This window comes from Psychrobacter sp. NC44 (assembly GCF_904846655.1).
Classification (GTDB): Bacteria; Pseudomonadota; Gammaproteobacteria; order Pseudomonadales; family Moraxellaceae; genus Psychrobacter.
In genome coordinates, this window is record NZ_CAJHBN010000019.1 from 1 (window position 1) to 22,628 (window position 22,628).

General features: G+C 43.1%; 18 protein-coding genes. 14 read left to right on the forward strand and 4 right to left on the reverse strand.

Annotated features, from left to right (window positions below; genetic code table 11):
* Positions 1 to 310 precede the first annotated feature (310 nt).
* The 12 genes from JMX95_RS12120 (at position 311) to JMX95_RS12175 (ending at position 16,220) form a co-directional block, all read left to right on the forward strand.
* Entirely contained in the window at positions 311 to 1,324 is a 1,014-nt protein-coding gene (locus JMX95_RS12120; RefSeq protein ID WP_201553851.1) for a LysR family transcriptional regulator, read from the forward strand.
* Between the two features lie 286 nt (positions 1,325 to 1,610).
* Entirely contained in the window at positions 1,611 to 2,909 is a 1,299-nt protein-coding gene (locus tag JMX95_RS12125) for an NRAMP family divalent metal transporter (RefSeq protein ID WP_390890567.1), read from the forward strand.
* 334 nt (positions 2,910 to 3,243) lie between these two features.
* Positions 3,244 to 4,134 carry a methylisocitrate lyase gene (gene prpB / locus JMX95_RS12130; RefSeq protein WP_201501283.1) on the forward strand — a complete coding sequence of 297 codons (891 nt, stop codon included), beginning with the start codon at positions 3,244 to 3,246 and terminating at the stop codon, positions 4,132 to 4,134.
* 93 nt (positions 4,135 to 4,227) lie between these two features.
* Positions 4,228 to 4,860 carry a DUF2059 domain-containing protein gene (locus JMX95_RS12135; protein WP_201553853.1) on the forward strand — a complete coding sequence of 211 codons (633 nt, stop codon included), beginning with the start codon at positions 4,228 to 4,230 and terminating at the stop codon, positions 4,858 to 4,860.
* Between the two features lie 104 nt (positions 4,861 to 4,964).
* A complete protein-coding gene (gene prpC / locus JMX95_RS12140) occupies positions 4,965 to 6,104 on the forward strand; it encodes a 2-methylcitrate synthase (RefSeq protein ID WP_201501285.1) in 1,140 nt (379 codons plus the stop codon).
* A gap of 224 nt (positions 6,105 to 6,328) precedes the next feature.
* A complete protein-coding gene (gene acnD / locus JMX95_RS12145; protein WP_227676063.1) occupies positions 6,329 to 8,986 on the forward strand; it encodes a Fe/S-dependent 2-methylisocitrate dehydratase AcnD in 2,658 nt (885 codons plus the stop codon).
* 237 nt (positions 8,987 to 9,223) lie between these two features.
* Positions 9,224 to 9,901, forward strand: a complete 678-nt coding sequence (locus JMX95_RS12150) for a tetratricopeptide repeat protein (protein WP_201560940.1) — start codon at positions 9,224 to 9,226, stop codon at positions 9,899 to 9,901.
* A 13-nt stretch (positions 9,902 to 9,914) separates the two neighbouring features.
* Complete coding sequence (gene prpF / locus JMX95_RS12155) at positions 9,915 to 11,159, forward strand: 2-methylaconitate cis-trans isomerase PrpF (protein WP_201560941.1); 1,245 nt, start codon at positions 9,915 to 9,917, stop codon at positions 11,157 to 11,159.
* Between the two features lie 18 nt (positions 11,160 to 11,177).
* Positions 11,178 to 11,957, forward strand: coding sequence for a DUF4145 domain-containing protein (locus JMX95_RS12160; protein ID WP_201501288.1), 780 nt, complete (start codon positions 11,178 to 11,180; stop codon positions 11,955 to 11,957).
* Between the two features lie 22 nt (positions 11,958 to 11,979).
* Positions 11,980 to 13,833 carry an ABC transporter ATP-binding protein gene (locus tag JMX95_RS12165; RefSeq protein WP_227676064.1) on the forward strand — a complete coding sequence of 618 codons (1,854 nt, stop codon included), beginning with the start codon at positions 11,980 to 11,982 and terminating at the stop codon, positions 13,831 to 13,833.
* A 71-nt stretch (positions 13,834 to 13,904) separates the two neighbouring features.
* Positions 13,905 to 14,531, forward strand: a complete 627-nt coding sequence (locus JMX95_RS12170; protein ID WP_087815402.1) for a GNAT family N-acetyltransferase — start codon at positions 13,905 to 13,907, stop codon at positions 14,529 to 14,531.
* A gap of 144 nt (positions 14,532 to 14,675) precedes the next feature.
* The gene (locus tag JMX95_RS12175) at positions 14,676 to 16,220 is read left to right on the forward strand and encodes a bifunctional 2-methylcitrate dehydratase/aconitate hydratase (protein WP_201560942.1); all 1,545 of its coding nucleotides are present in this window, start codon (positions 14,676 to 14,678) and stop codon (positions 16,218 to 16,220) included.
* A gap of 117 nt (positions 16,221 to 16,337) precedes the next feature.
* On the opposite strand, the gene JMX95_RS12180 is transcribed toward JMX95_RS12175, so the two are convergent.
* Complete coding sequence (locus JMX95_RS12180) at positions 16,338 to 17,129, reverse strand: SDR family oxidoreductase (protein WP_198329947.1); 792 nt, start codon at positions 17,127 to 17,129, stop codon at positions 16,338 to 16,340.
* Between the two features lie 240 nt (positions 17,130 to 17,369).
* On the opposite strand from JMX95_RS12180, the gene JMX95_RS12185 reads away from it, so the two are divergent.
* Together JMX95_RS12185 and JMX95_RS12190 are read left to right on the forward strand one after the other, a co-directional pair.
* Positions 17,370 to 18,734 (forward strand): DUF2868 domain-containing protein, encoded by a 1,365-nt coding sequence (locus JMX95_RS12185; protein ID WP_201560943.1) that lies wholly within the window; start codon positions 17,370 to 17,372, stop codon positions 18,732 to 18,734.
* A 130-nt stretch (positions 18,735 to 18,864) separates the two neighbouring features.
* A complete protein-coding gene (locus tag JMX95_RS12190; RefSeq protein ID WP_201560944.1) occupies positions 18,865 to 20,490 on the forward strand; it encodes a DUF3482 domain-containing protein in 1,626 nt (541 codons plus the stop codon).
* 42 nt (positions 20,491 to 20,532) lie between these two features.
* Here JMX95_RS12190 and JMX95_RS12195 read toward each other — a convergent pair whose 3' ends face one another.
* From JMX95_RS12195 to JMX95_RS12205, 3 genes are all read right to left on the reverse strand, one after another.
* Positions 20,533 to 21,039, reverse strand: coding sequence for a hypothetical protein (locus tag JMX95_RS12195; protein WP_201560945.1), 507 nt, complete (start codon positions 21,037 to 21,039; stop codon positions 20,533 to 20,535).
* Between the two features lie 143 nt (positions 21,040 to 21,182).
* The gene (locus JMX95_RS12200) at positions 21,183 to 21,461 is read right to left on the reverse strand and encodes a hypothetical protein (protein WP_201560946.1); all 279 of its coding nucleotides are present in this window, start codon (positions 21,459 to 21,461) and stop codon (positions 21,183 to 21,185) included.
* A gap of 111 nt (positions 21,462 to 21,572) precedes the next feature.
* Entirely contained in the window at positions 21,573 to 22,595 is a 1,023-nt protein-coding gene (locus JMX95_RS12205) for an ArsA family ATPase (protein WP_201560947.1), read from the reverse strand.
* Positions 22,596 to 22,628: the final 33 nt, after the last annotated feature.

Below are 22,628 nucleotides of genomic sequence, written 5' to 3' on the forward strand. Positions count from 1 at the left end.
CTGAATAGGTCATTTGTTATTCTGCCATTTCGCTTGTTTTAAAACGATTGTATCTTATTTAAAAAGAACTGACTATAATACCAAACCAGTTTTTACCGCGAAAAAGTAGATAATAGCTAGAATTAAGAATAAAGTTTTTATTGTTTGCTAAATTGTAACACTAACGTTAATAAACAATATAGTAGCTCGCCTCGTTCGCTTCAAGCATAATTTGTCGCTTACTGCTCTTATTCGGATAAAATAATCAAAATAGCCAAGAGAAGATAAGCCACAAGCAACGGTGACATCATAAACAAGTGAGCATAAAGATATGGATTTAAAACAGCTCAACGCTTTTATTGCTATCGCAGATTCACGGAGCTTTAGTGCCGCAGCGACTAAAACTGGATTGTCACAACCAAGCTTGAGTCGTCTGCTTAAACAGCTTGAAACAGATATGGGTGTGGAATTGGTCGATCGCTACCATAGACCGCTACATCTGACTGAAGCTGGTACATTCTTTTACGACAAAATCAGCGCCATATTGACAGAAATTGATACCGTCACCAGCATGACGCAGCGGCTATCGACGCCCAGTAGCATGCTGAATATTGGCTTTGTCCCATCCGTGCTTTATGGATTGCTTCCTGAAATTATTGCCATGTTGAAGCAATCCAGCCCCGATATCGACGTCAATCTCAAAGACATCAGCTCATATCAACAAATAGAGGCACTCAAATCTGGTGAGATAGACATCGGATTTGGGCGTTTCCCCCATCAAGATCCATGGATTCAGCAAATACTACTACGTCATGAGCGTTATGTCGTCGCCTTACCAAAAGCGCATCCTTTGGCGCATGTAAAGGAGCAACGGTTGATAGACTTAGCGAATAATCGTCTGATTCTCTACCATCAAACCCATTTACCGATAGCGACTAGCGTAAGATCAACCAGCGCAAAGCTGGATAATAATACAAAATCCAGACGCATAAGCGCTGAGCAATCCGCACATAGCGCGCCTATTACTGAACCTTTACTACACTTATTCGCACAATACGGTATTTCGCCTTTTATGACTACGACGGTGAGTGACTTGCAAGTAGCGCTAGGCTTGGTGGCGGCTGGCGAAGGCATTACGCTTGTGCCTGCTAGCCTAAAGACCGTGCGTACCGACCAAATCAGTTATCAACGTTTAGTACACGAAAACGTCACCTCCCCTATTTATCTGCACACACTCAAAGATTTCGTTCATCCCAGCATTTCTGATTTGCTGAGCGCCACCTATCAGGTATATGAGCAGCGCGGCATCACTTATCGGCAGCAAAAATTTGTGTCACAGCCTTAAATTATCAGATATTGAATGGATATTGTGTTATAAAGAACCGCTAAAAAATAATCAGCCTTAATACTTGATATTATCAACTGATTATGCTAACTAAAAAGAATGGCAATGCAAACAAATAGTAATAACAACTAGAATAATCATTCTCCTGACTGGCTTCGGTGTGCTAAAGTCGATACAAGATGAATCGTTTTATATTTAAGCAGTTTATAAAGCCCTTCTCTCATGATCATTGGCAAGCTGACACAGGTAAGTGATAATTTGCCGTTTTAACCATTTAGAGGTATTCATGACCACACAACCACTCAATAACCCACGCACCAACCCAAATGCCACTGACGATACCGCGACATCGCAGCAAGAAGGCTTTAGCTGGCGCATCTTTGGTCCCGGTATTTTGATGGCAACCGCTGCTATCGGTGGCTCGCATTTGATTTCATCGACGCAGGCTGGCGCTATATATGGCTGGCAACTGGCCATTATGATTATTTTAGCCAACGTTTTTAAGTATCCATTTTTTCGCTTTGCAACCGACTACGTCTATGACACTGGCGAGAGTTTGATTGCAGGCTATGCCAAACGCTCAAAAGTATATCTGTGGGTATATTTTATACTCTCTATCCTATCAGCTGTCATTAGTACGGGTGCGGTCTCGCTCATCGCGGCGGTGATACTAGGTTTTATGCTACCCGCTTCTCTTGGGCTATCGACGATGGCGCTGTCATTGATTATCGTGGCGGTTTCTTGGTTCTTTTTAATTGCGGGTCACTATAAGCTGCTTGATGGTGTGACCAAATGGATTATGATTGCCTTGACGACTGCGACCGTCGCTGCTGTCATCATTGCTGCTGGCAAGCCGACAGTCATGGCTGCTGACTTTGTCGCGGCTTCCCCTTGGAATTTAGCAACTTTAGGTTTCATCGTGGCACTCATGGGCTGGATGCCAGCACCGCTTGAGTTTGCCGCCATTACCTCGATGTGGACATCTGCCAAAGTCAAAGCCGATCACACCACCCATCGCCAAGGTTTGCTTGATTTTAACGTCGGTTATGCCGTTTCTGCCATTTTGGCATTGTTCTTCTTATCGTTAGGTGTGTTTGTACAGTATGGCTCAGGACAAGAAATTGAGCTGGTCGGTGGCGCTTATATCAATCAGTTGATCAACATGTATACCGCAACCATCGGTGAATGGTCACGTCTATTGGTCGCTTTCGTCGCCTTTATGTGTATGTTTGGCACGACGATTACCTGTGCAGACGGTTATGGCCGTGCCAACGCTGAGTGCTGGCGTCTAATAAAAGGTGAAAGCGAAATCAACAAAAAGCAAATCGCTTTTTGGACGACCTATGCTATCGGTGGTGGGTTGATGATTATCACTTTCTTTACTGGACAACTAGGTACTATGCTTAAGTTTGCCATGATATCGGCGTTTGTTTCAGCGCCTATCTTTGGCTGGTTGAATTACTCATTGGTTAAAAACCATAAAAAACTGTCTTTTGGTATGAATGCACTCTCTATCGCAGGACTCATCTTCTTAACGGGTTTTGCGCTGTTATTTTTAGCCAATCTTGCTGGACTATTTGGCTAGGTATCGGTTTTAAAAATATCTATTTATATCATAAAAGCCCTTTTAGCTTAGCTATTAGGGCTTTTATGATATAAATAAGCGCAACCGCTATTGTAAATAAATGTAAATAATGGGCTATACGTGTCTTTGTGAATTCAGCAATATGAATAATAGTTTGAGCAAACCATTAATTTATAGATAATGCTATTTACATAGTGAATAATATTAGTTTTAATAAACTATTTATTTAAATTATTTAAATTATTGTGCTCAAACAATGCTTTGCACTCACTGATTATTGGGTATAATCGAACACAATAACGATAATACTATCTCTCTATGCAAGGACACTCACATGACTTTACCTTCAGCAGGCGCACGCTTTCGCAGTGCTTTGACCCAAAAAAATGATAATAACCAGCCACTACAAATTGCAGGTGCTATCAATGCCTATACTGCAATGATGGCGACCCAAGTCGGTCACCAAGCGTTATATCTCTCTGGTGCTGGTGTGGCAAATGCCTCATTTGGTCTTCCTGATTTGGGTATGACTAGCCTTGATAATGTACTAGAAGATGCACGACGTATCACTGACGCAGTTGATACGCCGTTATTAGTAGATATCGATACTGGTTTTGGTGGCGCGTTTAACATTGCACAAACCATCAGAAAAATGGAAAAAGCAGGCGTGGCAGCGGTACATATCGAAGATCAAGTCGCTCAAAAGCGCTGTGGTCATCGCCCAAATAAAGAAATCGTCAGTATTTCAGAAATGGTTGATCGCTTAAAAGCGGCATTGGATGCCAAAACTGACCCTGATTTTGTGGTCATGGCACGTACGGATGCGTTATCGGTAGAAGGTCTTGATGCTGCTGTCGAGCGCGCTGTTGCCTTCCAAGAAGCAGGCGCAGACATGATTTTTGCCGAGGCGTTAACCGATATCGAAATGTATCGTAAGTTCACTGACGTATTGGATATCCCAGTACTCGCCAACATGACAGAGTTTGGTCAGACCGACCTTTACACCACTGATCAACTATATAGCGTGGGTGTCGAGATGGTGTTGTACCCACTATCAGCATTCCGTGCGATGAACAAAGCGGCATTAAACGTTTATCAGCATCTATTGACTGATGGCACACAAGAAAAAGTTGTTGATACCATGCAAACCCGCATGGAGCTGTATGATTTCTTAAATTATCATGAGTTTGAGCAGACACTAGACAAGCTATTTGCTAATAAGTAGTTAAGAATTAGTTATTGGCAATACTGAAAAGATAGCTCACCTTTGAGTGTGTTATCTTTTCGAAATCCGTCTTCATTTACTTTTAGGTTATTTATGCCATTTTTTACTGCTAATACTGCTTTTAAAACGTCACTACTGAGCAGCACGCTTGCGGCGCTATTATTCATGACGGGCTGTGATAAAACACCAGAAACCGCCGACGACACCACCAGTGGTGCAAGCACTGCTGAAGTTGATGCTACCGCACCTGCCACTCAAGATGACTTGGTCATGACAACGATTACGCTAGATACTGTCAACAGCCTACTATTTGCACCGGTTATCAATAGTGGTGCGCTCAGTGCAGAGCAAGTCAGCTGTCTCGAATCACGCGACAAAGACTTGGGTAAAGCCGAAGTCGATAGCTTCTATAAGAGTCAGTTTACCGATGCAGAGTTACAAGAGTTGCATAACTTTTATACGTCAGAGGTAGGGAAAAAGCTGATTACGTTTGGTAATGAGCAATTGCGTGTCATGAATGGTGAAGAGATTGCAACGCCAATGGCTGATCCTACTCCAGAAGAGATGACTGAGATTCAGACGTTCATGGAATCACCACTGGGTGTCAAGTACATGAAAATCAATAATGCAGAAGGCGAAGGCAGCGCAATGGAAGTCTTGAATGTTCCTATTGAAGCGGAGTTTGAGCGTTGTAATGTCGATTTAGATGGTCCACAGCCTGCCTAACGCTCAACTGGCGCTATCATCATTCATCAACTGATAAATTTATTATTAGAAACTTAGAAACACCGTTTTTCACCCAAAAAGCTACCCACAAAAGGAATTTCATCATGGCAGCACAGAACCCATCAACAAAAGTATTGTCAGGCGCAGGGCTACGCGGACAAGTCGCTGGCAAAACCGCTCTATCTACCGTCGGCAAGTCAGGCTCTGGTCTGACATATCGCGGTTATGACGTGTCAGAGCTGGCAGACAAATGCATCTTTGAAGAAGTGGCCTACTTGCTTCTTTATGGCAACTTGCCGAACCAAACTGAGCTTGACGCTTATCAGACCAAGCTCAAAAGCTTGCGTGGTCTACCACAGTCATTAAAAGACGTGCTTGAGCGCATTCCTGCCGAGTCTCATCCAATGGATGTTTTACGTACCGGTTGCTCTATGCTGGGTAACTTAGAAACTGAAATGAGTTTTGATGAAGAAAACGACCAAGCAGATCGCATGCTTGCGGTATTCCCTTCTATTATCAACTACTGGTATCGTTTTACCCATGACAACGTGCGTATCGAAACCGAAACTGATGATGCCACCATTGGCGGTCATTTCTTGCATTTGCTAAAGGGTGAGAAACCAAACGAGCTACACGAAAAAGTGATGAACGTGTCTCTTATCTTGTACGCAGAGCATGAGTTCAACGCCTCGACCTTTACCGCTCGTGTGTGTGCTTCTACGCTATCTGATATCCATTCTTGTATCACTGGCGCGATTGGTTCACTACGCGGTCCTCTGCATGGTGGCGCTAATGAGGCGGCGATGGATATGATTGAAGGCTTTAGCTCACCTGATGAAGCCGAAGAAGAAATGATGGGTATGCTAGCGCGTAAAGACAAAATTATGGGCTTTGGTCATGCCATCTATAGCGAATCAGATCCACGTAACGTCGTTATTAAAGGCTGGGCTGAGAAGCTAGCTGCTGACGTTGGTGATGAAGTGCTATATCCAGTATCAGTACGCTGTGAAGAAGTCATGTGGCGCGAGAAAAAGCTGTTCTGTAATGCTGACTTTTTCCATGCCTCAGCCTATCACTTTATGGGCATTCCAACTAAGTTGTTCACGCCAATCTTTGTTTGCTCGCGTCTAACAGGTTGGGCAGCACACGTATTTGAGCAACGTGCTAATAACCGTATCATTCGCCCAAGTGCGGAATATACCGGTGAAGAGCTGCGTCCAGTACCAGAGATGAGCGCGCGTTAATCCATATATATTTACTATCTCGGATAAGTGCTTATGCGAGATAACCAGTTTAACTGCTAGATATATTCACAATTTAGCAGTTAAACTTTTTCTTAATAACCTCACTTTCTTTTTAGCCATATTTTTTTAGCAAAGCCTTCTTCTAACTTCTAATTCCACTAATGACTTTGCTAAAAGAATGACTATTTTTTAAATTTAAACCAGCCAACTGCCAAAGGTGAATCATGGACAACGCTCTAGTACAACCAATGAATGATCAATTCAAAAAGCCCCTGCCAGATACCGACCTCTATTACTTTGACACCCGCGAGGCTGTCGAAAATATTGAAGCTGGCGCGTATGACAAGCTACCGTTTTGCTCAAAAGTACTATGTGAAAACTTGGTACGTCGTTGCCCACCAGAAGAGCTAACAGCTGCTTTAAAACAACATATTGAGGGCAAACAAGATTTAGATTTTCCTTGGTACCCTGCCCGCGTGGTTTGTCATGACATCTTAGGTCAGACCGCGTTTGTCGATTTGGCAGGTCTACGTGATGCCATCGCTGAGCAAGGTGGCGATCCGTCTAAAGTGAATCCAATCGTGCCAACGCAATTAATTGTTGACCATTCACTAGCCGTTGAACATGCCGGCTTTGAGGAAAACGCTTTTGAGAAAAACCGTGCTATCGAAGAGCGCCGTAACGATGATCGCTTTCACTTTATCAACTGGTGCCAGTATGCCTTTGATAATGTCAACGTCGTACCGCCCGGTAACGGCATCATGCATCAGATCAATCTAGAAAAAATGTCGCCTGTCGTCCAAGTCGTCCAAAACAAAGCCGGTGAACAAGTAGCCTTTGCCGATACTTTAGTCGGTACAGATAGCCATACGCCTATGGTCGATGCGCTTGGCGTTATCTCTATCGGTGTTGGCGGATTGGAAGCTGAGAGCGTTATGCTAGGCAACCCGTCTTATATGCGCCTACCAGATTACGTTGGTGTTAAATTAACTGGCAAGTTGCAAAAAGGCATTACTGGTACGGATCTCGTACTTGCGATGACTGAGTTTTTACGTGATGCAGGCGTTGTCTCTACCTATATTGAATTCTTTGGTGAAGGTGCACGTCAGCTGAGTGTTGGTGACCGTGCTTCTATCTCCAACATGACGCCTGAGTATGGCGCAACTGCTGCCATGTTCTATATCGATGAGCAAACCATCGATTACTTACGCCTAACTGGTCGTAGTGAAGATCAGATTAAACTGGTTGAGCAGTATGCCAAGCAAGTGGGTTTATGGGCTGATGGCATGGAAAAGGCCGAATACGCACGTGTACTTGAATTTGATTTATCTGCGGTCGTGCGCAATCTGGCAGGCCCATCTCGCCCGCATGCACGTGTATCGACAACTGATTTGGTTGCAAAAGGTATCGCTCATGGCGCTGATGAGAAGCTACCAGAACCAAAAGATGGTCTCATGCCAGATGGTGCGGTTATTATTGCAGCCATCACCAGTTGTACCAATACCTCAAACCCACGCAATATGGTAGCAGCCGGCCTCGTTGCCCGTAACGCCAATGCAAAAGGCTTATTACGTAAGCCTTGGGTGAAGTCTTCATTAGCACCTGGCTCAAAAACGGTAAAAATGTACTTAGAAGAAGCAGGCCTGATGCCTGAGCTCCAAGAAATCGGCTTTGACGTGGTTGGCTTTGCTTGTACCACCTGTAACGGCATGAGTGGCGCACTTGATCCTGACATCGAGAAAGAAATCATTGATAATGACTTATTCACTACCGCAGTGTTATCAGGTAACCGTAACTTTGATGGTCGTATCCATCCGTATGCCAAGCAAGCATTTTTAGCATCACCACCATTGGTGATTGCCTATGCTATTGCCGGTAATATCCGTTTTGATATCGAAAAAGACTCGTTAGGAAAAGACCAAGACGGCAATGACGTTTATCTAAAAGATATCTGGTTTGATGATGACGAAGTTGATGCTATTGTCGCGGCAGCAGTGAAGCCTGAGCAATTTAACGCCGTTTATATCCCGATGTTTGATGAAGCCAAAAAAGACACCGGAAAAGCATTAAGCCCACTCTATGACTGGCGCGAGCAGACCACTTATATCCGCCGTCCGCCGTATTGGGAAGGCAAAATGGCGGCGATGAATAAGCTAAAAGGCATGCGTCCGTTAGCGGTATTGGGTGATAACATCACCACTGACCATTTATCACCGTCTAATGCGATTTTGGGCGATTCGGCGGCTGGCGAGTATCTTGATACCATGGGTCTGCCAGCAGAAGACTATAACTCTTACGCAACCCATCGTGGCGACCACTTAACGGCGCAGCGCGCGACCTTTGCCAACCCTAAGCTATTGAACGAGATGGTACGTGACGAGCAAGGTGAAGTCATCCAAGGCTCGCTGGCTCGCGTTGAACCCGAAGGTCAAGTCATGCGTATGTGGGAAGCGATTGAAACCTATATGAACCGCGAGCAGCCACTCATCATCATCGCAGGTGATGGCTATGGTCAAGGCTCAAGCCGCGACTGGGCTGCTAAAGGGGTTCGTCTAGCTGGCGTTGAAGTCGTGGTCGCTGAAGATTTTGAGCGTATTCATCGTCAAAACTTGGTCGGTATGGGAGCGCTACCTTTACAGTTTAAAGAAGGTGTCAATCGTAATACGCTTAATGTCGATGGTACTGAAATATTCGATATCGAAGGCGAAGTGTCTGCTGGCGGTGAGATGACATTGGTCATTAACCGCACAGATGGCACTGTCGATAAAGCCTCAGTGAAATGTCGTTTAGATACTGCTGATGAAGTTAAAATGTATAACGCTGGCGGTATGCTCCAGCGCTTTGCTAAAGAGTTTATCGATGGCACGTTAGATATCGTTTAATAGAAACGAATAAACAACAGCGATAGCTGCCGTACACGTGACAAAAGCCAATGTTATATTTATATGGCATTGGCTTTTTTAGTAGTCTCACAATAGATTCTGATACTCTTTAGTCTTATTAGGCTTCTATCCATTAAATACATTACTTATAGTATTTTATTTAAATGAATTTTCTTAAAAAATAAACATTTGTTTTTCTATTTAGTATAATTGTCATTTTTTATCATAAGAAGTGGCATGAAAAACATCAATAGAACTTTTATTATTTTGATTTCTGTATTGAATCTTAGTGGTTGTAGTAGTCTCACTGATTTATCAATGGTAGACGTCTCTATTTCCATTGTCATTATTGCTATTATTATTGGTTGTTGGGTTTCTAATGTACGTACGGGCCGCGATATACAAGAATCCGTTGATAGTATTATACAAATTCGACGGGAACAACTTGAAGTGGCTAAGTCCGATTTGAGACCTGGCATTGATGAAGGCGACCCAGTTTCGCAGTATCTCTTGGCGCTTAAATTTCATACTGGTGATGGTGTCGGTCAAGACTTAGTAGCAGCGTGTTACTGGTACAGTTTGTCCGCTGAAAGTGGATTTATTCATGCCGTGACAACTTTAGCCCTTATGTATATAAAAGGATGGGGTACCAAGCAAGATTTAACTAAAGCTGCTAAGCTTTTGTCTATTGCCTCAAAAGAAGGCGATCTGCAGGCACAGAACTTTTTAGCAGCAGCCTATTTAAACGGATGGGGTGTTCGAAAAAATGAAGAAAAAGCACGTTATTGGCTGCAACAAGCAGCTGCACAAAGCTCTGAAGAAACCAGTAAGTCTTTAAATATGTTGTCGCCGCAATCTATTGAGTCATTAACAATGGTCATTCAAAACGGTGATGAATATATCGTACTAAAATAATAGGAATAAAAAAATGACCCGACCAAACCCTGCTTTTGCTCCACAAATCTCTGTCCCAGCCACTTATATGCGTGGCGGTACCTCAAAAGGTACATTCTTTAAACTATCTGATTTACCACAGCGTTGCCAAGTCGCTGGCAAGTCGCGTGATAATTTCCTATTGCGGGTTATCGGTAGCCCTGATCCTTATGGTAAGCAAATCGACGGCTTAGGCAATGGCAGCTCTAGCACCTCAAAAACAGTCATCTTATCTAAGTCTTCTAGATCAGACCACGATGTGAACTACTTGTTTGGACAGGTCAATATCGCCAAACCAATTATTGATTGGGCGGGAAATTGTGGTAATTTAACCGCTGCGGTAGGTGCTTGTGCCATCAATATGGGCTTAGTCGATACTGATAAGATCGCAAATAGTGCGAATACTGGCATTTGCGAAGTACGTATTTGGCAAGAAAATATCGGTAAAACCATTATCGCCTACGTGCCTGTATACAAAGATGAAAATGGTAACGTACAAGTACAAGAAACTGGCGATTTTGAATTAGACGGTGTGACCTTCCCTGCTGCTGAAGTCAAAATCGAATTTATTGATCCCGTTGATTCATCAAGCGATATGTTCCCCACTGGCAACTTGGTCGATGACTTTGATGTATCTGGCTGTGGCTTGGCTAGCGATAGTGTTAAAGCAACTTTTATTAGTGCTGGTATCCCAACCATCTTTATGAAAGCAGAAGATTTGGGCTTTACCGGTACTGAGCTACAAGGCGACATCAATAGTAATAGCGAGCTACTTGCCAAGCTTGAGAAAATCCGTGCCAAAGGCGGCGTTGCGATGGGGCTGTTTAAAGACGTCAGTGAAGCGCAAACCAGTCAACATATTCCTAAAATCGCTTGGGTTGGCACAGCACAGAGCTATACCGCCTCTAGTGGTAAATCTGTTAATGCTGATGAGATTAATTTAGTCGTACGCGCCATGAGTATGGGGCAACTGCATCACGCCATGATGGGCACAGCAGCGGTTGCAATAGCAGCGGCAGCAACGACACAGGGTACATTGGTCAATGAAGCGGCAGGTGGCGGTCAATCTAAAAATCAACTTAGTGAAGTGCGCTTTGGTCATCCATCAGGAACGTTATTAGTAGGCGGAAAAACTGAGCAAGTCGATGGACGCTGGCAGGCTAAAAAAGTATCAATGAGCCGCTCGGCAAGACGTATCATGGTTGGTGAAGTCTTTGTACCAGCAGATGCTTTTAACTAATAATTAAGGTATCAAGGAATGAATAGAGATCTATATAAGCGGCGATTTACCGTAGATGACCCACCTGATTATATTTGCCCTAAGTGTAATATTGGACTTTTACGAATTAAAGAAAATAGCTTTGAAGAATTTGAAGAACTTGATGCAAAAGAAATGCAGAATAAACATGAGCTTGATCAAGACTTGATTGATTATATTTTTCACTGCATTTTTGAATGTAATAACCATAAATGTGCTAGTAAAGTTGTATGTACAGGACGCGGAAACGTGGATTTTGATATAGACGTCGATGAGTTTGGTAGTCAATCACAATATTGGTATAGCGACTATCGACCATTATTTTTCCATCCAAATCTCAAGTTAATCACTATCCCAGAAGATACACCTGCTGATATCGAAAAACTACTCAATCAGTCATTCGAACTATTCTTTACCTCTCCTTCTGCAGCAGCCAACTTAATAAGAATATCTATCGAAGAAGTTCTTACCGATCAAGGTGTAGACCTGTATTCTAAAAAAGATGACAGTAAAAAAATGTCTCTACATAGTAGGATTAAAGAACATCTACCAGATAAATATCAAACTATAAAAGAGCATCTTGAAGCTGTGAAATGGTTAGGTAACGCTGGCAGTCATTCAGATAATGAATTAAGTTTGAACGATACTATGGATGCTTATGAACTGGTTGAGTACATTCTCTTGCAAGTGTATGCGCCTCCTACTGATAATTTAAATACATTGGCACAAGATATCAATCAATCTAGAGGCCCAATAAAAAACAGACGTCTTAGTAATTAATGTAACTTTGTAATAAGGTATTATGCCAACTATTCCTACACTCAACAAACCTCCGCTAGAGAAGAAGCCGCCACTCAAAAAAACGGAGCGGCGCGCTTTGTTATGGGATATCCTCAAAAAGCTTGCCGTTTTTGCCGCGCCATATAAAGTATTAATTATTGCCACTTTGATATTGACCGTGCTGGGTTCGTTTACCGCTCAGGTCAATGCCTTTGTGCTGCGCTATGCCGTTGATACTTTGACCGAAATTTCCACGCTTGCCGAGCCATGGCAGGCAGGCTTGCGTATGCTCGGCATCATTAGTGCGGTACTCTTAACCAAAGAGATCTTGTCGATATTCATCTCGTTTGGGCAACGCTTCTTTGGCGAAAAGATTCGTATCAATCTATCACGTGATTTATCACAAAAAATCATTGAGCGCATCCTCACCTATCGGATGGCATTTTATACCAGTAGCGAAAACGACAGCGGCAAGTTGCAAACGCGTATCGACTATGGTGTCAGTAGCTTAACCAGTTTAGTGCAAAACTTCTTTATCGATATGTTACCGCTATTTGCCAGCGCGATCGTCTCACTCATCATTATGTTTTCGACCAATTTTTGGATAGGCTTGGTCGGTCTTATTATCATCCCGATATATTTCTTCATCAGTCAAAAACAAGCGCGGCGTCTACAAGGATTCCGTCGGCAGATGCGTGGCTATCGAGAAGCCAAAAGTGGCTTGGTTATCTCCTTGATCAACTCCATCAGCGTGGTGAAATCCTTTGTTCGTGAGTCGATAGAAGCAGAAAAACATTTAACCATTCAAAAAGACATGACTGACAATCAGCTGCGTATTCGCAGTATTGGTTTTATTTATGATGCGATAAAAACTTTTATTGAGCAAATTGGCGTGGTGGTAATCATTCTGCTGACATCCTACTTTGTTTTAAAAGGCGAGATGACCATCGGTATGATTTTATTCCATGTCATGCTATTTCAAAACGTCGCCGCCCCTATCCGCCAATTGCATCGTATTTATGATCAGATTAATAACGCCCTGACTTACGCTGAAGGCTTCTTTGATATATTAGAAGATGAAAGCCAAGTTGAAGATATCACGGGCAGAAGTAGTAAAAATTTAAAAGGTCATATTGAGCTGAAAAACGTCGATTTCACATATCCTAATGGCACGCAAGCGCTAAAAGATGTCAGCTTTACTATCAAGCCCAATCGTATTACTGCGCTGGTGGGTTTAAGCGGTGCTGGCAAGAGTACGATTATTAGCTTATTAGTAAAGTTTTATGCGCCAGATAGCGGCACTATATGGCTAGACGGACATAATTTAGCCGACTGCGATACTCATGAATTGCGTCAAAATATCGGTTTAGTACTACAAAGCAATCATATATTTTCGGGGACGATTAGCGAAAATATCCGCTATGGCGATATGAATGCGACTGATGAAGATATTATCATTGCAGCAAAAAAAGCCTCCATTCATGAGCAAATTATTAATTTAGCAGAAGGCTATGAGAGTACAGCAAAGTCATTGTCTGGTGGTCAACAGCAACGTATCGCGCTGGCACGGATGTTTTTAAAAGATCCACCCATTGTGTTTTTGGATGAGCCAACCGCTAGCCTCGATGCCATCGCCAGCCAACAAGTGAAGAAGAGCCTAGATCTCATCAAAAAAGATCGTACCGTGATTATGGTCTCGCATAATATTGCCCAAATTATCGATGCGGATGACTTGGTCGTGATAGAAGATGGTCGCGTGGTTGAAACCGGTACGCATGAAGCGCTATACGAGAAACACGGCAAGTATTTTGAGATATTCAATGCCATGTCGGATAGCTTAAATTTGGATAAAATCAGCCAGACTCTAAATGGTTAGGAATGGTTAATGTGTGCCTAAATCGTTATAATGCCAATCTTTTACCGCCTATTTCCAGAAGCTAGCCCACTATGACTTGTGAATTTTCTATCAAAACCTTTGATGAGCTGACCTCAGTTGATCTCTATCATATTTTAAAAGCCCGATCACAAGTGTTTGTGGTTGAGCAAAACTGCGCCTATCAAGATATGGATGAGGTGGACTTTGATTGCCTCCATCTTATCGCGCATCAAAACGAGGCGTTGGTAGGCTACTGCCGTATCATTCCGCCTGAATTTAATAAATTAAAATCCAATCTATCGGTCGCTGACCCTACGATTAAGACCAATCATACTGCTATGCCTGCCATCGGTAGAGTGCTGGTATTATCAGAGCACAGAGGTGACGGTATAGCACGGCAGATGATGATTCATGCCATTGCGCACTGCCGTAAAAAATATGGTAAAAAGCGCCCGATTATACTCTCTGCACAAGCCTACTTACTCAGCTTCTATGAGTCCTTGGGGTTTGTCCCTGAAGGCGATCATTATCTCGAAGACAACATAGAGCATGTGAAAATGGTTCTATACGTTGCCAAGAAAAACAAAGTACAAAAAGAGCGTACTGAGTCTGCCTCCACAACGAACAAAGTCTTAAGTTTTTTGCTGTTTATCATGGCGGCTTTATTTGTGTTAGGTCTGCTATATTTGATGATTTAAGCGCGCCGCAAGGTTTTAATTTTTAACATAATTCAGTTTGGTTGTTTCATATTGAGTATGCTACTTTTAAATGATGGCTAATTTAAAAAGGTGACCGAGATAATAGGTCAAGGAAGTAGCATACTCAAGGAAGAGGAGACAACCATGTCAAATGATAATTCAGATACAACACATTCAAATAAAAATGATGCAACGGTAGAAAGCAATGTCCGTCCAGAATATGACATTGAGATTCGAAAGATTGCTGATTATGTGCTTAATTATTCGATAGATAACGACTCCCCCAATAGCGCAGATGCTTGGAATACTGCGCGTCATTGCTTGATGGATACGCTTGGTTGTGGTCTACTTGCGCTACGTTTCCCTGAATGTACTAAGCATCTGGGTCCTGATTGTGCCGATCAGCTCACACCTAATGGCGCGCGCGTTCCGGGTACAACCCACAGCCTAGATCCTATCAAAGCCGCCTTTGATATCGGCTGTATGGTGCGCTGGCTCGATTATAATGACACGTGGCTGGCTGCTGAATGGGGACACCCTTCGGACAATTTAGGCGGTATCCTAGCAGTCGCCGATTATATCAGCCAACAAAATGTTAGTCGCAATCATCAGCCATTAACCATGCGTGAGGTGCTTGAGGCTATGATTATGGCGCATGAGATTCAGGGGGTAATTGCACTCGAAAACTCATTCAACCGTGTGGGTCTTGACCATGTGTTTTTAGTTAAATTGGCCTCTACCGCTGTGGTCGCCAAGCTATATAAATTGCCACGTGAGCGTATCATGGCTGCCATCTCGCAGGCGATCGTCGATGGTCAGGCACTGCGCACCTATCGTCATGCACCCAATGCCGGTAGCCGTAAATCTTGGGCGGCAGGCGACGCTACCAGTCGCGCAGTACGCTTGGTTGATATTACCCGTCGCGGTGAAATGGGTATCCCTGGGGCACTCTCTGCACCGCAGTGGGGGTTTTATGATGTATTGTTTAGCCATACCAATAAAGACTTAGCCCTTAAACCTGCAAACGAGCGCCGTTTTACTTTCCAGCGTGAGTTTGGCAGTTACGTGATGGAAAATATCTTATTTAAGTTAAGCTTTCCTGCCGAGTTTCATGCGCAGACTGCTTGTGAGGCAGCGGTGATTTTACATCCACGCATTGATGACAGAATCGACGATATTGAAAAAATTGTCCTGACCACTCATGAATCCGCGATTAGAATCATCTCTAAAGAAGGCACATTGGCCAACCCTGCGGATCGCGATCATTGTTTGCAATATATGGTCGCGGTGCCTCTGCTAACTGGCGATTTAATGGCAGAAAATTATGAAGACGATTATCATGCACAGCACCATCTTTTAATTGATGGTCTACGCCGCAAAATGATCGTAGAAGAAGATGCGGGTTATTCAAAAGATTACCATGACCCAAGCAAGCGCTCGATTGCCAATGCCATTCAGATATTTTTTAAAGATGGTAGCAGTACCGACAAGGTTGTTGTCGAATACCCTATCGGACATAAGCGCCGCCGCAAAGAAGGTATTCCTGTATTAGAAGCCAAGTTTCGTGCCAGTTTAGCAACGCGTTTTATCGACAGTCGCTGTCAGGATATTTTTGCGCTTTGTAGCGATCAAACCTGCTTAGAGCACACTCCTGTACATGAGTTTATGAACTTGTTTATGGCAAATTAAGCATTTGCCTATTTGAAAATTACCTTTATCTTATCAATAACATAGCGCGTGTTATTGTCTTTAATATAATGACAACGACACGCCTTTTTTTATCCATTAATAGCTAGTTTCTAAAAACTACCAAGGTATGGATTCCCCTGCCCAGTCAACAAAACTGCCTGATTGCAACGCCGTCATACGGTTAAGCACTTCTAATAAGCATTCTGCGCTGTAGGCTGGCGAGAACAACTGACCTTCAGCCACATTACCTTGAAAAGGGGCGGATAGTTGCGTATTTACCGTTCCTGGTTGCATGACAACCACGCACACGTCTTTAAGCGAGCGACTCCATTCAATACTCAGGTTTTTCATGCCCATATTGAGTGCCGCTTTACTCATACGATAGCTATACCATCCGCCCAGCTGATTGTCACTGATACTGCCAACGCGCGCGGATATCGTCGCAAAGATTGCGGGCTTGTCATTACTACGCGCAGATTTGGCTAATAGTGGTCTAAAATGCTTGGCAATGAGTAAGCTGGCTAAGGCATTCACTTGCATGTTTTGTAAAAAGAAATCAGTCTCAACTTGACGCAGCGCTTTTTCTGGCTGCTGCGTCGCCGTATGTAATAACCCTGCACAATTGATAATCCAATCAATATGAGTGGTTTGCTGCTGAATAACCTCGGCTGCTTGTTGGATACTCTGTTCGTCGCAGAGGTTCATGGATATCCAATGCAGATTGTCAGCCTCAAAATCAGGTATGTTTCGATGATAAGTGGCAAATATATGGATATCTTGTTTTCCACCATTATCGGTATTCGCATTCTCATCCTTATTGCCACTGGCAGTGCCATCTACTAATTGCTCAATCATCGCTCTACCAATGCCGCCTGTACCACCAACGATTAGATACGTTCTGTTATTCATGATGATTCCTTTTCTGGATTTTCTTTAACAGCGTTTTTTCACCCTCTGTTTTTTTACACTATTGTCATTATCATTTCGTTCATTATTCATTTTGGCTGATTTTTATTGTCTTTACCATGATAAAAATGCTTAATAAATGTTCATTTTTTAACATTTGGCGAAGGCGTGTCCTCATATATACGCTACAATAATCAAGAATTGTCTCCTACATAAACGCCTTTATATGGATGTTATCGCATTATGCTATCACCCCAAGATCAATTGACTGAGTTGGTACGCACGCTTGAGACGCAGCAACATGTCTTTGCCACTGACCCGCTACTTATCACGGAAAAACTACAAGGTGAGGATGGCAAACCCATTCAAAAATTGCACCGCCGAGCCTCACGTATCGATAGTAACGGTGCGCTGGCACGAGTATTGGGCAAAATTGACGGGCGTATCAAAGGCATCATGGTAGTCATGAGCGTGGTGTGGTGTCTCTCGGGATTTTTGGGCTTATTCACCTTACTACAGACCAATGTGGTGAATTTCTTTTATGTATTGGTTTGCTTGCTGGGTTTTCATACTATTATGCTGTTAGGCTGGCTGGTGATGACCCTGATTAATCAAGGCAAGCAGTCTTCGAATTGGTTTGCCAATTTTGTCAGTCCCAGTTATCTGATACGTGGTAAAGACGATGTTACCAAGGCGGCTGTCGACTTGTACGAGCGCCAATTACAGCATAGCGGGATGCGCTGGTATTTGGGGCGATTTAGTCATCAGTTATGGCTGGCAACGTTGACGGGCATGCTGCTAGCGATTATTTTCCTGTTGATTGTGCGTCAGTATAGCTTTAGCTGGGAGTCGACTTTACTATCCGATCAAGCGCTAATTACCTTGACACAGGTACTCGGCTGGTTACCAAGTATGGTGGGATTCGATGTGCCAGACAGCACCGCTATCGTACAGAGTCGCTTGGTGACTGATGCGATGCCATTGACTGTTGCGCGGCAATGGGCAGGCTTATTGGTTGGTAGTTTGCTGATGTACGGTATTGTGCCAAGAGCGATTGCTTGGGCGTTTTGCGCATTGATGTTCCGTCGTAAAAAGATGCGTTTGGACATCAAGCAGCCTTATTATCAAAAGATTTTAAACTTTTGGCAACGTCAGGTGGTAGATGCTGATGACTTTAATGAAGTGCCTGCGCCTATTGCGCCAAAAGCAGCGGTCAGTGCTGGCAAGAAGCTGGTTGCTTTGCTTGAGTATCCAGCAGAGCAGGATAACTGGTGGCTTGCAGGTCTGGATGCCAATATTAATAATAGCGAGATAGAGAATTTCGGTATCGTTGATGATCGTGACGATATGGCACGTTTGAAGACGTATTTAGACAGTCACCCAGTGCAGGTCTTACTTGGTATTCATCATAAAGCCTTACCTGACCGTGGCACATTGCGTAAACTTGATCAAATCGCCCGCCATGCAAAAGATGGGCTCATTGTGCAGCTGCTGAGTGATTCAAGCGCTTTAGAGTTAACCAATCAGGTTGCAGACTATCAAGATGTTCGTTATCAGCAGTGGCAAACCGCACTCTCTGCCCGCAACATTGGTCTAGTGAATACTTGATTGACTAGCCAAACTGGGATTATCAGTTACTTAAGACAGATGGTCAGTAGTAATACCGAAATAGCACACAATTTGTTCTACAATAAAAGCCAATGTATGTTTTGATCATTAATAAATATAAGACGATATTATGAATAATGATAATAAAAAAGATAATTATGAACACAATAAGCCTGCTGGTCTCTTTGCAGATAAGGCTTATGAGGCAACCCCTAATAACGCAAACAGCACTTTAAAATCAGCTGTAACTGAGTCAGTGGAAACTCAAGACAATCAATCTTTATCAACAACGACAAGTATGACAAGGAAAACCATCGCCAGTGGTGAACCGCTAAAATTGGCCGTCGTTGGTCATACCAATACGGGCAAGACATCCATACTGCGTACACTATTGCGTGACGTCTATTTTGGTGAAGTCAAAAACGAAGCCGCAACTACCCGTCATGTAGAGCAAGCCAAATTAACAGACAACCAAACGGGCGAAGTGTTGGTGGTATTGTATGACACACCGGGTTTAGAAGATGCGTCAGGATTGATGGATTGGTTAGAGGACAATACCGCCAGTCGGCGTGATGGCATTGAGCGTTTGCAACAGTTTTTGGCAGCAGACATTGCCCAAGGTGGTGATGCGCTAAATATAAATAGCAATGAGGACTATAGCCAAGAGGCCAAAGTGATTCGGCAGCTGCTGGCAAGTGATATGGTCATTTATGTCGTCGATGCACGTGAGCCGGTACTCGGTAAATATAAAGACGAGTTAGCTATTTTATCTTGGGCAGCGATTCCTGTGATGCCAGTATTTAATTTCACTGACGCTCAGGATGCCAATATAGATGAGTGGCAGACCATGCTGGCAAGACGTAATTTACATATCTCAACGCGCTTTGATTCTGTTGCCTTTGAATTTAACGATGAAATGCGTCTATGGCAAAATTTAGCCACCATGCTCACCCACTCAGAGATGCTTGAGCAATTAATGGCGCGCCGCACTGAAGACTGGGCACAGCTAAATGACGAGGCCAACATTATCATTGCTGATTTTTTAATCAATGTTGCTGCTTTTGTTCGTGAGATTAGTGAAGATGATGACCCAATGCCAGTATTACAGCAAATGCAAGAAGCGGTCAGACAGAGCGAACGGGCGATGCAGAACAACTTGCTCAATTTATATAAATTTTATGACAATGACGTAGCTGCAACGCCGCTTGAGCTAAAAGCCTATCAACAAGATCCGTTTGACCCTGAACTGCTAAAAAGCTATGGCATACGCACCACTTCTGGAGCAGCAGCTGGTGCACTATTAGGCTTAGGGATTGATGCGGCCGCTCTTGGTACAACCTTGGGGTTGGGTGCTGCCATTGGTGGTATCGCAGGTGGGCTGTTATCTAATACCAGTAGTATTGCCGATAGAATCACTGGGGTAAAACGTTTGTATATCGACCCTGCTACCCTAACCTTGCTGGCCACTCGAGCCATAGATTTATTGACAGCATTGCGCCATCGTGGTCATGCTGCAACTGATGCCACGCAATTGCTGTATAAAGGTGAGAAATCCAGTATTGAACAGTCGTTAGATGACGAAAGCGCCACTGTCACACCATGGCCGACACATAAATTGCCCAGTGAGCTAAAAAAAGCTCGTGGTAAACCGCAATGGTCATCGTTCAGTAGTGGTAAGTCTGAACAAGCGCAGCTATTACGCGCAGATATGGCATGGTCGCTTTCAGGTAAGTTGCAGTCACGTAATCGTGAGTAGCCTTGCTTGTTATACATTCAATCAGGGATTGTTTTGATATTATTAGTCCTTGTGATTGTCGCTTGCTTCAGGCTCTACTCTAAACGTAAGCATGAATTGATTAGCTTCAACCATATAAGCTTTATCGCCCTTAATCTCAACTTTTATTTGAGGTTCCTCTGTCTTGGAAAACTCAGTAACTGTATTTCCTATAAGTTCAGCCGCAAATGCCAATGCTTCATCATCTGACAGATCAGGACTTAATATACTAGTTGATGCTCCAGATAAGAACGAAAAGATCAAACCTATACTTGCAGCGTTAGTCGTATTTAAGTCACTGGTATTGATTTGATATTCTAAGCTTTTAAGCTCTCCGTTTTTATCTACAGCTCCCACTAATGTTATGTCAGAAGGATAATTTACAACGAAAGTATCAAGATACTCTTGCTTATTCAAATTCAAGCCAACATCACTCCAAACCGTTTTCTTTAGACCTGCACGTTTGGTGAGTTTGTTAAACTTATTACCGTATTCCTCTGGTGTTATTCCAAGCGTAATACCCACTTCCATTATCTTATTTATCTTAGCTTGTTTATCATTAGTAACTTCAACCGACTGTTCTTTTGTAACAACCTCAGTAGAAGATTCAACTTCTGTACTAGGTTTAGGCTTTGTAACGTTCTGCTCGGTCTTCGCTTCTACTGATTTTCTAGTTACTGCTTGATCTTCATTGCCATCAGTTTTTTTGCATCATCTGATGAAACAAAGAACATTGATATAAATATCAAGATAGATCCTACTGCTGTGATTTTACCTCTGCTTAAACTGGGGTTTTTATCTATAATCAATCGTTTAACAGGGGGTAATAGTAAAATTCCTCCAATTAGCATTAATAATCCAGCGATTAAACTTCCTTCAAGAAATGCCCCTAATGATCCAAATATAAAAGTGACTCCAAAAAACAACGCCCCAACTAATAATAATTTTTGCAAAATAATCTCCCATCCTAATAAGTAAACAAATAAATCCATACTATAGTTAATTTTTATTGTATTTACTTTAAAGTTTTAAAAAGAGAGAGATTACCTATATGGTCATATATCCTATGAATCTAATCCGTTTATTAAAAGAGCGCTTAATGCCTCAATACCACGCACATCGGTTTGCTGTAAATAAATAGAATATAGCGGATACTTGGGAAAGCTTTGCTCAATATCTTGCATTAATTGTTGCTGGCGTTCAGCACGACGCTGCCAAAAATCATCAGACTGAGTTGGTGCTATCAACTGATTAATAACGATGGCGGCTGGCATGAGCTTACTGTCTTCTAACTGAGCTATCGCCCGCTTTGTTTCAGCCAGTGGCAATACGTCAGCCGTCATCACTAATACAATGGCGGTTTGTGTACGGTTATGCAGTAGCAACCCTGCCTGACGAAACAGCTGCTTGCGTTTTTCTAGTACAGATACTGCTTGCTCCCAGCGGTCGGTTTTTTTTGTGGTAAATGGATTAGCTAAGTCATTTTTGTTATTGTGTTGTTCATGACTGCCTAAATGATTTGCCACTGAGCGAAGTTTTGCCTGCCGCCGCTGCTGCGCTAGCAATCCATCCGTCCATGCCCCCATCATTTCAGGCAGCACTAATAAACGCAGTGTATGTCCCGTCGGTGCGGTATCAAAAATAATATGCTCATAGCCGGCATCTGCTGCTGCAACCAAGTGCTGACACATGGATTCGAGCATCGCGGCTTCTTGTGCGCCAGGTGCTGATTTTGATAGCCGTAGATGTTCGCGAATTTTTGGCATCATGTCTGGGTTTGCATAGGAAGTAATGGTGCGTTCAACTTGGGAAAAATGCTCATCGACGATGATATCAGGGTTTAGTTCAATAGCATCTAGACAAGAAGTTACTACTGTTTTTTGGTTTTTGAGCGGGACGTTTAACACATCGCCCAAGCTGTGTGCTGGATCGGTCGAGACAATCAGTGTCTTTTTGCCTTGGTTGGCATAATAGCTGGCAAGTGCGGCGGCAGTGGTGGTTTTACCGACACCGCCCTTGCCACCGATAAATATAATCGGCTGCTTTGCCAGTTGCTCTACCAATGCGGGTAAAGGGTGTAATGCCATACTTGTATCTCATTTTAATGAATTCAAAGGAAA